This is a genomic window from Streptomyces sp. NPDC048275, assembly GCF_040652275.1.
In the GTDB taxonomy this organism is placed as follows: domain Bacteria; phylum Actinomycetota; class Actinomycetes; order Streptomycetales; family Streptomycetaceae; genus Streptomyces.
Genome location: NZ_JBEZLR010000003.1, coordinates 251,782 through 263,785, shown reverse-complemented (window position 1 = coordinate 263,785; position 12,004 = coordinate 251,782). Strand labels below are relative to the sequence as shown.

The window sequence follows — 12,004 nt, the reverse complement described above, 5'->3', positions numbered from 1 at the left end:
GGTTGATAGGCCAGATCTGGAAGGCGGGTAACCGCTGGAGGTGACTGGTACTAATAGGCCGAGGGCTTGTCCTCAGTTGCTCGCGTCCACTGTGTTGGTTCTGAAACCACGAACAACCCCATGCCCGGGGCCACCGGGTGTGGTGCGGTATTCACAGTTTCATAGTGTTTCGGTGGTCATAGCGTGAGGGAAACGCCCGGTTACATTCCGAACCCGGAAGCTAAGCCTCACAGCGCCGATGGTACTGCAGGGGGGACCCTGTGGGAGAGTAGGACGCCGCCGAACTAATTGTAGAGAAAACCCCTGTACCGGGAATCCGGTACAGGGGTTTTCTGCGTTCAGGGTCATTTAGGGTTTTGTTATGCGCTATGACCTAGTCATCTTCGACAATGACGGTGTCCTCGTGGACAGTGAGCCGATCTCCAACACGATCTTGGCCGCCTATCTGACCGAGCTCGGGCATCCGACCTCGTACGAGGAGTCCATCAGGGACTACATGGGGTCGGCCATGCACCGTATCCACGACCTTGTGCACGAGCGCACTGGGCGGCGGCTGCCGGACGGCTTCGACGAGGTCTTCCACGGGCGGGTCTTCGCCGCCTTCGAGCGGGAGTTGGAGCCGGTGCCGGGTGCCGTGCAGGTGTTGGAGAAGCTGGCGGCGGACGGGGTGCCGTACTGCGTGGCCTCCTCCGGGAGTCATGAGCGGATTCGGGTGGGGCATCGGAAGACCGGGCTCGATCGGTGGTTCGACGAGGGGCGCGTTTTCAGTTCGCAGGACGTGGGGCGGGGCAAGCCGGCGCCGGATCTGTTTCTGTACGCGGCCGAGCGTATGGGCGTACCGCCGGAGAAGTGCGTCGTCGTCGAGGACAGTCCGCTCGGTGTGCGGGCGGCGAACGCTGCCGGGATGGACGTGTACGGGTTCACCGCGATGACGCCTGCCGCCAGGCTCGTCGGCGCCACTCAACTTTTCGCCGACATGGGGGAGTTGGCCGACCTGCTTGTATGACGAAGCGGTGTCCTGGTTTTGGTGGGGCTCGGGAGGCCGGTGCCACAGAGCTGAGCAAAATTCATCTTCGGCTTGATCTACCCACCGGTAAGCCGGGGCCCTACGCTCGCCGCCATGACTGATGTGCTGCGGCGCGGTAGGGCCTCCTTGGCGTTCAGCTTCTTCGCCCAAGGCGCGGCCTTTGCGCTGCTCGTGACGCGCATCCCGGCCATCCAGGACCGCTACGGGATATCCGACGCGCTGCTGCCCGCCTTCCTCGCCGCCGTGCCGATTCTGGCCGGGGTGGGAAGTGTGGCCACTGAGCACCTGGTCAAGCGGGTGCCGCCCAGCCTTCTCCTGAGGTGGTCGCAGCCGGTCGTCCTGCTCGCTCTGCTCGGCGTCGGGGCCGGTGACCAGCTGGTCGAAGTGGCGGTTGCGCTCGGCGTGTTCGGGCTCGCGGTCGGCGTGCTCGACGCGTCCATGAACATGCTCGGGGTGAGCCTGCAGCGGACGTACGGGCGCAGCATCATGCTTGGTTTCCACGCCACGTACAGCCTGGGCGGGATCGTGGGTGCCTCGCTCGCCTGGGCGGGGGCGCACTGGGACCTCTCGCTCTTCGTGTCGTATGTGCCGGTGGTGCTCGTGCTGTTGCCGGCCGCGTTGGTGGGGAGTCGGTGGTACGTCGATGGGGGTGCGCCCGACAAGGAGGTCGCTGACGCGGCCGAGGGCGGGCCTGTCGTCTTCAAGTTGCTGCTGCCGCTTTGTCTGGTGATGACGTTCGCTTATATCGGGGACTCGACGGTCTCCAACTGGAGTGCGAAGTACCTGCAGGACGTGCTGGGGAGTTCGGAGCAGCTGGCGACCGTTCCGTACAACGTCTACATGGTGACGACCTTGCTGGGGCGGGCCATCGGGGACTTCGGGGTCCGGCGGTTCGGGGCGGTCGCCGTCGTACGGCTGGGGGCGGTCGTGGCGGCGCTCGGGTTCGCGGTGGTGGCGGCGGCACCGGGTGCGTGGGTCGGGATGCTCGGGTTCACGTTGCTGGGGCTGGGCTTGTGTGTGCTTGTGCCGCAGACGTTCGCGGCGGCCGGGCGGCTTTTTCCATGGGCTTCGGATGCGGCCATCGCGCGGCTGAATATTTTCAACTATGTGGGGTTCTTGATCGGCTCGCCGTTGGTGGGGGCGCTGGGGGACGCGTGGAGCTACCGCGGGGCCATGCTCGTACCGATGGTGTTGGTGCTGGTGACGTTGGTGTACGCCCGGTCGTTCGATGCTCAACCGGACCGATACGGTGACGGGCATGAGCGGCCGCGCACAGCTGATGTGGGACGAGGCAGTAACGGGCTATGACTTCGGTCCGGACCACCCGATGGATCCGGTCCGGCTGGCGCTGACCAGGCGACTGGTCGACGCCTTCGGGCTGGAGCGGGAGATCGACGTGGTCGCGGCGAAGCCCGCCGGGGAGTCGACGCTGCGGCTCGTGCACCGCGAGGATTATGTCGAGGCGGTCAAGGCCGCGTCCGCCGATCCGGAGGCCGCGGACACCTCGTACGGGCTCGGGACCGTGGATGATCCCGCCTTCGCGGGGATGCATGAGGTGTCCGCGATGATCGCCGGGCAGTCGGTGGGGGCGGCGGAGGCGGTGTGGCGCGAGGATGTGCTGCATGCGGTGAACTTCGCGGGTGGGCTGCATCATGCGATGCCGGGTGGTGCGTCCGGGTTCTGTATCTACAACGACGCCTCGCTGGCGATCGCACGGCTGCTGGAGCTGGGGGCCGAGCGGGTCGCGTACGTCGATGTGGATGTGCATCACGGGGATGGTGTGCAGGCCGCCTTCTGGGAGGATCCGCGGGTTCTGACGATCTCGCTGCATGAGCATCCGCGGACGTTGTTTCCGCAGACGGGGTGGCCGGAGGAGACGGGGGCCGAGTGCGCGGAGGGATCCGCCGTGAACGTGGCGTTGCCGGCCGGGACCGGGGATGCGGGGTGGTTGCGGGCGTTTCATGCGGTGGTGCCTGAGCTGATCGCCGACTTCCGGCCGCAGGTGCTTGTCACCCAGCACGGTGCCGACACCCACTTCGAGGATCCGCTCGCGCATCTCGCCGTCTCGCTGGATGCGCAGCGGGCTGTGCAGGTCGCGTGTCACGACCTGGCGCACGAGTACGCCGACGGGCGGTGGGTCGCGCTGGGTGGGGGCGGGTATGCGGTCGTGGACGTCGTACCGCGGTCGTGGACGCATCTGGTTGCCATCGCGGCGGGGCGGCCGGTGGAGCCCGAGACGGTGATTCCTGAGAGCTGGCGGCAGGAAGTTTTCGCTCGTACGCGGCAGTTGGCGCCTGCGCGGATGACGGATGGGCGGTGGCCTGTGTCCTGGAAGGGCTGGGAGGGTGGGTACGACCCGGCGGATCGGGTTGATCAGGCGGTGGTGGCTACGCGGCGGGCGGTGTTTCCGTTGCGGGGGATGTTGCCGTAGAGGGAGGGAGGGGTGGGGGTTTCTCGCCCCCGCCGCCCCTACCCGTCCCATCCCTGGGGGCTCCGCCCCCAGACCCCCCGCCAGGGGCGCTGCGCCCCCTGGACCCCCGCCTAGGGGGCTTGCTGCCCCCTGGACCCCCGCGTCGGGAGCTGCCGCCCCCCCAGGACCCTCCGCCTCGGGGGCCGCCGCCCCCAGACCCCCGGCGTCGGGAGCTGCCGCCCCCCGGGCCCCCTCGCCTCGGGGGCCGCCGCCCCCCCGGGACCCCTCGCCTCAGGGGCCGCCGCCCCCCCAGACCCCCGCCAAGGGCGGTGGGCCCCCAGACCCCGCTTCGCGGGGGGCCGCCGCCCCTCCCGACTCGCCCGAAGGGCTCGTCCTCAGACGTCGGACGGGCTGGAAGAGCAAGCCCCGGCCGGGGGTGAAGCGCACGTGAGTGTGCATTACGCCAACTGTGCGGGCTTTTCGGGATTTTCGGGGTGAACCTCCGGCAAATGCGTCAGCATCGCTGTCGTGTTGAGCACCGGAGCATTGCGTGCGCACCTGCTGGCCGCTCGGTTGGCCGGGCCTGTTGCCACCTCGCGTGAGGAGAGCCTGCGGAGTTATCGGCTCTTCGCCGCCCGTGATCCACGTGTGCTGCTCGGACTCGATCCCGAGTGGACATGGCGGCAGCGGGATGTGATCGAGTTGATGGCCGACAAGTGTGGGGTTTCGGCCGATCCCACGCACACCACGGGGCATGATGTGATCGATCCCGAGCGGACCCTGGCCGCCCTCGACGCCTTCGCGGAGCGGCTCGGGAAGGCGGCCTGTAACCGCGACCCGGTGCTTCTCGGTACCGGACATCCGCACCGACTGCTCGGTTTCTACGCCGCGCTCGCGGACGCCCTGTCGGCGGCGGGATGTACGGTCCTCACCCCCGCGCAGGGTAGCTCTGTCGACATAACGACCCGGTTCGGCCTACGCACGTACAACCTTGACTACGTACAAGGTGTCGCGTTGGTACGCGAACCCGGCGTGCAAGCCCCCGGTGGTGCGACCGGCGCACACTCCCACTCTCCGCTCCCGGTTCGGACCGTTCTGGCGGCCGCGGCGGAGGCCGGCGGGCGGCTCCCGGAGCTTGTCATCGGAGATCACGGATGGGTCTGCGGAGCAGGTCAGCTGGGGTTCGAGGCCATGGGGCTCGCCGATACGGACGATCCTGCGCTCTTCGTCGGAGAGGCAGAGGGGCGGGTGTCCGTCGTCGTTCCGCTTGATGACGCTGTGCGGTCTGATTACTACCGACCGCTTACTCGCTATGTACTCAATCGAGCGTGTCTGTCACAGTAGGCGGCCGATGGCATCCCCTCTTCCCCACTCGCATCACCCGCCCCTACATTGGGGAGTGAGCACGCAACGACGAAGAGTCACCGGAAGGGGAAGCCGGTGGCCGTCGAGTGCGGAAGGTTCAGGTGTGTCATGGCTGCAGCTGGCGAGAGGCCTCTGAACGAGGTTCAGTTCCTTACCGTGGCGGAAGTCGCCTCGGTGATGCGAGTGTCGAAGATGACCGTGTACCGGTTGGTGCACAGCGGTCATCTGCCGGCGATCCGGGTGGGGAGGTCCTTCCGGGTGCCGGAGCAAGCGGTTCACGAGTACCTCCGCGAGAGCTATGTGGGGGTGGAGACCGCCTGACGGCGTTCCGGGAGATCGTCCAAGATCTCCCGGAACCCCTCGATTACGACCTCAGCGCTCGGACGGGTAGGCTGGCCCCTCATAGGTCGTGTGGGCCCATGCAGCCCAGCACCGAGTAAAGAGAAGTGAGCGAGGGTAGTCGTGGGCTCTGTTATCAAGAAGCGGCGCAAGCGGATGGCGAAGAAGAAGCACCGCAAGCTGCTCAAGCGCACTCGCGTTCAGCGTCGCAACAAGAAGTAAGGCCGTACCCCGCCTCAGCGGGGCTCGTCCTTGCGCTTGTGCGACCGCTGCGAACAGCGCGCTCTGTGGTCCCTCACCTTCCGGTGGGGGACCACAGTCGTTTTCCGGCCGCAACGGCCGCGCATCTGCGACGGGAGAGTCATCGGGGGCGATGCTGTGCGTATGCCTGTCGTGTCGCCCGGCTCGGCCTGAACGTACGTCTGTGGTCGCCGTCACTTCGTGCATCGGGCGGTCATCACAGCGCAACATCAACCCGCTAGGTTGGCCGGACACGGGGAACACGGCAGGGTACGAGCAGAGCTACGTCCAGATACGTCCTGAACGGGAAGAGAGGCGCTGATCTTGGGGAAGGTCGTGCTCGTGACCGGGGTGGCCCGTCAGCTGGGGGGCCGGTTCGTACGACGGATCCAGCGTGACCCGCAGGTGGACCGGGTGATTGCCGTGGACGCGGTGCCGCCCGAGCACCATCTGGGCGGCGCCGACTTCATCCAGGCCGACATCCGCCAGCCCACGATCGCCCGGGTGCTCGCCGAGCACTCCGTCGACACGGTCGTCCACATGGATGTCACGGGCATCGCGCTGGGCGGCGCCAGCCGGACCACGGTCAAGGAGACCAACGTCATCGGCACCATGCAGCTCCTCGGTGCCTGCCAGAAGTCCCCGACGGTCAAGCGGCTGGTCGTGAAGTCCAGTACGAACGTCTACGGGTCTGCGCCGCGCGATCCGGCCGTGTTCACCGAGACCACCCCGCCCAAGTCGCTGCCCAGCGGCGGCTTCGCGAAGGACACGGTGGAGGTCGAGGGATATGTGCGAGGATTCGCGCGCCGGCGTCCCGATGTCGCCGTGTGCGTGTTGCGGTTCGCGAACATCCTGGGGCCGAGCGCGGACTCTCCGCTCGCCTCGTACTTCGCGCTGCCGGTGCTGCCGACCGTGTTCGGCTACGACCCGCGGCTGCAGTTCGTCCATGAGGACGACGTGATCGAGGTGCTGCGGATCGCGTCGCACGACCCGGTGCGCGGCACCCTCAACAGCGGCACGTTCAATATCGCCGGAGACGGTGTCCTGCTGCTCTCGCAGTGCGCTCGGCGCCTGGGCCGTCCCACGGTGCCGCTGCTACTGCCGGCGCTCTCCTGGGCGGGCACGGCGGTGCGTACGCTGGGCGTGACGGACTTCTCGCCGGAGCAGCTGCGGCTGCTCACCCACGGCAGGGTCGTGTCGACGAACCAGATGCGCGAGACGCTGGGGTACAAACCGAAGTACACGACCGCGGAGACCTTCGCGGACTTCGCACGCAGCCGAGGCCCCGGACTCCTGCCCCCCGAGGCCCTTGCGGGGGCCGTCGACAGGATCGCCGCGCTGCCCTACCTGGGCGGCGGCCACCCCCCGACACTGAGCGCCAACTGAGGAGCGCATCGACGATGGCGGACGCCAAGGTCATTCCGTTCGACGACGACCGGTCGCGCGGGGGTGCTGTGCAGCGCCCGCCGCGGCGGCGGGCCGCGGGGAGCCGGCGCAAGGGCGATCCCGTGGTGGTACGTGAGGTCCAGCCCCTGCCTGGCCGGGCCTTTCCGCAGGATGATGTTCCTGTGACGCGTGAGGAGCAGTCGCCGCAGCAGCCCCAGCCACCCCAGCAGCCGCAGGGCGTCGGCGGCCTTGAGCGGCGCATCGCCGGCGGCCTCGCCTTCCTGCGCCGACGCCTCACCGGTGACTACGAGATCGACGACTTCGGTTACGACCAGGAGCTCACCGATCAGGTCCTGATGTCCATGATCCGCCCGCTGTACGAGAAGTACTTCCGGGTCGAGGTGAAGGGCATCGAGAACATCCCGTCCGAGGGCGGGGCGCTGATCGTCTCGAACCACTCCGGGACGCTGCCGCTGGACGGTCTGATGATGCAGGTCGCCGTCCACGACAACCATCCCGCGGGCCGTCATCTGCGCCTGCTCGCGGCCGACCTGGTCTTCATGCTGCCGGTGGTCAACGAGCTGGCTCGCAAGGCCGGTCACACCCTCGCCTGCGCCGAGGACGCCGAACGGCTCCTGGAGCGCGGTGAACTGGTCGGCGTGATGCCGGAGGGCTTCAAGGGCATCGGCAAGCCGTTCAGCGAGCGCTACAAGCTCCAGCGCTTCGGGCGCGGCGGCTTCGTGTCGACCGCGTTGCGGCAGGGCACCCCGATCATCCCGTGCTCGATCGTGGGCGCGGAGGAGATCTACCCGATGATCGGCAACGCGAAGACCCTGGCCCGGCTGCTGGGCTTCCCGTACTTCCCGATCACGCCGACGTTTCCGTGGCTGGGCCCGCTGGGCGCGGTGCCGCTGCCGACGAAGTGGACGATCCAGTTCGGCGAGCCGATCCCCACGGACGGCTATCCGCCGGAGGCCGCCGAGGACCCGATGCTGATGTTCAACCTGACGGACCAGGTCAGAGAACAGATCCAGCACACGCTGTACAAGCTGCTGGTGCAGCGGAGGTCGGTTTTCTTCTAGGTACTTCCAGCTCCTTCTAGCTACTTCCAGGTTCAGGCACTTCGAGGTTTTTCCGTACGGCAATGGGGGCGCCCCTTCCTGCGAAGGGCGCCCCCATTGCCGTACGACCGCTGTCTCAGTCGGTGTCCTCGCCGTCGATGCCCAGTCCCGGAAGGAGACCGGGGAGGAGCGGGGGCACGGTGACGTCCGGGGCGCCGGCGGTCGGGCTGGTCCGGCCGGCTGACGGGGACGAGCTGGTGGGGTTCTTGGGCGGGTCCAGGAGGCCGCCCGTGCTGCCGCCGAGCAGGCCGTCGTCGGCGCTGCCCGAGGTGGACGGCTTCGGCTTGCCGCTGCTGTGGCTGCCGGTGGCGGAGCCGCTGGTGGCGCTGGGCTTCGCCGGGCGGTCCGTGCCGGACGGGCCGGTGGCGTCCGAACTGGCGCCCCGGTGACGGCCCGTGCCCTCCGGTGCGGGGGTCTGCGGCAGCAGCGGGTCGACTTCTTCGTCTATGGCGTCGAAGACCGACGAGACCTGGTCTCTGACGTCGCCGAGCTGGACGGGGAGCCTGTCGCGCAGTGCGCCCCACGCCTCGCGGTGCGACTGGGCGAAGGCGGAGAGGGCCTGGAGCGGGCCCAGCGAGCCGTCCCGCTCGTACGCCTCGCGCAGCAGGCGGTGACCCTCGGAGGCGTCGTGCTGCATGCCGGACAGGGCGCGGCGGATCTCGCCCAGGGACTCGTGGTCGAGATGGCCGGAGCGGCCGCGCTCCATCAGGCGGCGCGCCTCGCTCAGCCGGGTCGAGGCCTGGTCGAGGTAGAGCTCGCCCCGGTCGCTGTCGCCGGTGGCCAGGCCCCGCTTGATGTCCTCCATGCCCCGCTTGAGCCCGTAGAGCGAGTCACCGGGCAGGGCGTCGGAGCTGGCGGCGGCCACGCCGCCGAAGGCTCCGGCGGCCACGCCGACGGTGAGCCCGCCCGCGGCCAGGCCCTTCGTCAAACGCGAACGTGGTCGCAACTTCCCCAGTCCGTTCGCCCGGTGCGCGCCCCGTGCGCGGGGGGATCGCTGCTCGGGCACGGAACGGTCCGGGCCTGTGCCCCCCGCAGCGGTGCCTTCCAGCAGCATGGCCTCCATCGCTGCCACGAGCTGTGCTCGCTGCACGACTTTGACCTCGGGGTCCAGCTCCGGTTTGGGCAGTTCGCCGAGACCGGTGGCGAGGGCCAACAGCAGGCCCTGCCCGGTCTGTTCCGCAGCAGCCTGGGACGGTGCCGACCCATCGGGCTGCTCGGCCGCCGTGCCCTGGTCGGACTGCTCCTCCAGGGCTTGGGCGAAGGCGTTCGCCCGCCGGTGTGCCGATACGTTCGCGATCACTGGCGGCACCTCCTCTCGTCATGACGGTCGACTCCCCAGGGGGTCCTGAGGGTTGCACGCCCTGACCAACATCCACACGATCGAGTGATCGGTGGCGGTCAGGGAGTGACCGCAGGGAGCCTGTATCCCGCACAACGAGTGTCGCGGCACTTGGGTTACGGACGGCGGATGATCGGACCGAGAAGTCAACGGACGTTCACGGAAGGTGAGTTGGGCGTTGCTGAATGTCGCTGAGCGTGGCGTGGGTGCCGGGGCTCAGCGGGCGTCGTCCGGGAGGAGTCGGGCCAGGGTGCGGACGGCTCGGTACTGGAGGGTCTTGATCGCGCCCTCGTTCTTGCCCATCACGCGGGCGGTCTCGGCGACCGAGAGGCCTTGAAGGAAGCGCAGGGTGACGCACTCCTGCTGTTGGGGGTTGAGGCGTCGTACGGCGTCGAGCAGCGCCGCGTTGGACAGCGATTCGAGAACCGAGTCCTCGGGGCTGCGCTCGACCTCGTTGGCGTCGAGCATTTCGCCGGTGGTTACTTCGAGCCGGAAACGGCTCGATTTGAAGTGGTCGGCGACCAGGTTGCGGGCGATGGTGACCAGCCAGGCGCCGAAATCGCGGCCCTGCCAGGTGAACGTGCCGATGCGGCGCAGGGCGCGCAGGAACGTCTCGCTGGTGAGGTCTTCGGCGGTCGCCTTTCCGCCGACGCGGTAGTAGATGTAGCGGTACACGGTGTCGCTGTACTGGTCGTAGAGACGGCCGAAGGCGTCGGCCTCGCCGGCCTGGGCGCGCTCTACGAGGTCCATCATCCGGGCGCTGTCACTGTCTGCGGCCGGGCGGCGTGCGGTGGGCGTGGCGGCCGAGCCCGAGCGGCCCCGTCTCCCGACCGCCGCGCTTCCGTCGGCCAAGGCGTAGCAAGGGCCGACGGGGGCGGCGGCGAAGGCGGGGACGGCGTACGCGGTGGGGACGAAGCCGCGCAAGCGGTCTAGGACCGTTGCGCGCAGCGTAGCCAGGCCCGAGGCGTCAACCCCGACGTGTGAGTACACGGGACTCCCAGAGGCAGAGCTTCCATCACGTGCAGTGCGGGACCTTTCACCCGTCGTAGCGACGGAGGGGTACCGGTTTGCGTCTGAGGAGAATAACGCTTCGTACAGGCAGCGCTACACCCAGTTGCTCAAATCATCGATTACGTCGCTTCTGTAACCGATTGACGCCCGATCAAGTGTCGGAGGGTGACTGGTTGTTGATCGGATTGGTCCGGGTTCCGTGTGGGTGCGGGGCGTGTTGTGGCCGTGTGGGGGTGGGGGGGACTGGGTGGGGGGTTGAGGGGGTAGGACAGCGGAATTGGCTGCGGGTCGGGCGTTGTGCCGGGGGGTGTTTCGCCCCCGCCGCCCCTACCCGTCCCATCCCCGGGGCTGTGCCCCGGGCCCGCCACGGGGGCTGCGCCCCGGACCTGCCACGGGGGCTGCGCCCCGGACCTGCCACGGGGTGCCCCCGGACCTGGCACGGGGGCTGCGCCCTGGGCCCGCCACGGAGTTGTGCCCCCGGACCTGCCACGGGGGCTGCGCCCTGGGCCCGTCACGGAGTTGTGACCCTGGACCCCGAGCCGTCTGGGCTTTGCCCCGGCCCCGACGGGGCGCCGCCCGGCATCTGCCAGGGGGGGGCGCCCCGGGCAGCGAACCTGCCAGGGGGCTTCGCCCCGGGGGTCCGGTGGGGGCTGCTCTGGGGCCTGCCTGGGGGTGACACGGGGGCTGGGCTGGGGGTGGCGCGGGAGCTGGGTGGGGGTTGGTCTCGAATATGCGGGGCGTTGTCGCGGATTCGGTGGGGCGTGTTGTTGAGGGGCTGCGTTCCGAGCCCGGTGGAACGGGAAGGTCAGCGGCGGCGGCGGTGCAGGGCGATTGCGGCTGCTGTGCCGCCTGCTACCGCGCCGACTCCGGCCGCTGCTGGGATGCCGACCTTCGCTGCCTTTCGCGCTGTGCGGTAGTCACGCAGGCGCCATTCGAAGGTGCGGGCGTGCTTGCGCAGCTTGGCGTCGGGGTTGATGGCGTAGGGGTGGCCGACGAGGGACAGCATGGGGATGTCGTTGTGGGAGTCGCTGTAGGCGGCGCAGCGGGAGAGGTCGAGGCCCTCCGCGGCGGCCAGCGCGCGTACCGCCTCCGCCTTCGCCGGGCCGTGCAGCGGTTCGCCGACCAGTTTGCCCGTGTAGACGCCGTCGACGGACTCGGCGACCGTGCCCAGTGCGCCGGTGAGGCCCAGGCGGCGGGCGATGACCGTGGCGATCTCGACGGGGGCCGCCGTCACCAGCCACACCTTCTGGCCCGCGTCCAGGTGCGCCTGGGCGAGGGCTCGCGTGCCGGGCCAGATCCGCTCGGCCATGTACTCGTCGTAGATCTCCTCGCCGATGGACATCAGCTCCGAGACCCGGTGCCCCTTGACGATCGACAGCGCCGAGTCGCGCGCCTCCTGCATGTGCTCGGGATCCTCGACCCCGGCCAGCCTGAACCACGCCTGCTGCCAGGCGAATCGGGCGAGATCGCGTGTCTCGAAGAACTTCCGCTTGTACAGGCCCCGGCCGAAGTGGAAGAGGGCGGCGCCTTGCATCACGGTGTTGTCGAGGTCGAAGAAGGCGGCGGCCTTGTCGTCGCCGAGGACCGGGAACTCCGGTTCCTCGGCGTGCACCACGGCGGCGTCCGGCGCGAGTTCCTCCAGTTCCTGGGAGGATTTGCGCGCGGCCTCCGCCGAGGCCTCGCCTGCCAACACGCTCCGCGCGGTGGCGGAGCGCCTACGGGGAGTGAGCCATCCGAGAGCGGCCATGGCGTGAGCATAGCCAGTT

Annotated in this window: 11 protein-coding genes and 1 rRNA gene; 9 read left to right on the top strand and 3 right to left on the bottom strand. The window is 69.0% G+C overall.

Features of this window, described 5'->3' with window-relative positions; all coding sequences use genetic code 11:
• The first annotated feature begins 168 nt into the window (after positions 1-168).
• From rrf to AB0D57_RS03915, 9 genes are all read left to right on the top strand, one after another.
• Positions 169-285 (top strand): 5S ribosomal RNA (rrf, locus tag AB0D57_RS03955).
• Positions 286-361: 76 nt separating this feature from the next.
• Positions 362-1,006, top strand: a complete 645-nt coding sequence (locus tag AB0D57_RS03950; protein WP_362066661.1) for an HAD family hydrolase — start codon at positions 362-364, stop codon at positions 1,004-1,006.
• 114 nt (positions 1,007-1,120) lie between these two features.
• Positions 1,121-2,335: an MFS transporter gene (locus tag AB0D57_RS03945; protein ID WP_362066659.1), complete on the top strand. Its 1,215-nt coding sequence runs from the start codon at positions 1,121-1,123 to the stop codon at positions 2,333-2,335.
• Positions 2,286-3,458, top strand: coding sequence for an acetoin utilization protein AcuC (locus AB0D57_RS03940; RefSeq protein ID WP_362066657.1), 1,173 nt, complete (start codon positions 2,286-2,288; stop codon positions 3,456-3,458). The genes AB0D57_RS03945 and AB0D57_RS03940 overlap by 50 nt, the downstream gene beginning before the upstream one ends.
• Before the next feature lie 507 nt (positions 3,459-3,965).
• Positions 3,966-4,781, top strand: a complete 816-nt coding sequence (locus tag AB0D57_RS03935) for a phosphatase (RefSeq protein WP_362066655.1) — start codon at positions 3,966-3,968, stop codon at positions 4,779-4,781.
• 129 nt (positions 4,782-4,910) lie between these two features.
• Entirely contained in the window at positions 4,911-5,123 is a 213-nt protein-coding gene (locus AB0D57_RS03930; protein ID WP_004984898.1) for a helix-turn-helix domain-containing protein, read from the top strand.
• Positions 5,124-5,264: 141 nt separating this feature from the next.
• Complete coding sequence (locus tag AB0D57_RS03925; RefSeq protein ID WP_003948845.1) at positions 5,265-5,363, top strand: AURKAIP1/COX24 domain-containing protein; 99 nt, start codon at positions 5,265-5,267, stop codon at positions 5,361-5,363.
• A gap of 342 nt (positions 5,364-5,705) precedes the next feature.
• The gene (locus AB0D57_RS03920) at positions 5,706-6,767 is read left to right on the top strand and encodes an NAD-dependent epimerase/dehydratase family protein (protein ID WP_362066653.1); all 1,062 of its coding nucleotides are present in this window, start codon (positions 5,706-5,708) and stop codon (positions 6,765-6,767) included.
• A gap of 14 nt (positions 6,768-6,781) precedes the next feature.
• Positions 6,782-7,849, top strand: a complete 1,068-nt coding sequence (locus tag AB0D57_RS03915) for a lysophospholipid acyltransferase family protein (RefSeq protein ID WP_362066651.1) — start codon at positions 6,782-6,784, stop codon at positions 7,847-7,849.
• Positions 7,850-7,964: 115 nt separating this feature from the next.
• On the opposite strand, the gene AB0D57_RS03910 is transcribed toward AB0D57_RS03915, so the two are convergent.
• From AB0D57_RS03910 to AB0D57_RS03900, 3 genes are all read right to left on the bottom strand, one after another.
• The gene (locus tag AB0D57_RS03910) at positions 7,965-9,188 is read right to left on the bottom strand and encodes a DUF5667 domain-containing protein (RefSeq protein ID WP_362066649.1); all 1,224 of its coding nucleotides are present in this window, start codon (positions 9,186-9,188) and stop codon (positions 7,965-7,967) included.
• 255 nt (positions 9,189-9,443) lie between these two features.
• Entirely contained in the window at positions 9,444-10,217 is a 774-nt protein-coding gene (locus AB0D57_RS03905; RefSeq protein WP_362066647.1) for an ECF subfamily RNA polymerase sigma factor, BldN family, read from the bottom strand.
• A gap of 826 nt (positions 10,218-11,043) precedes the next feature.
• Positions 11,044-11,985 carry an HAD-IB family hydrolase gene (locus tag AB0D57_RS03900; RefSeq protein ID WP_362066645.1) on the bottom strand — a complete coding sequence of 314 codons (942 nt, stop codon included), beginning with the start codon at positions 11,983-11,985 and terminating at the stop codon, positions 11,044-11,046.
• Positions 11,986-12,004: the final 19 nt, after the last annotated feature.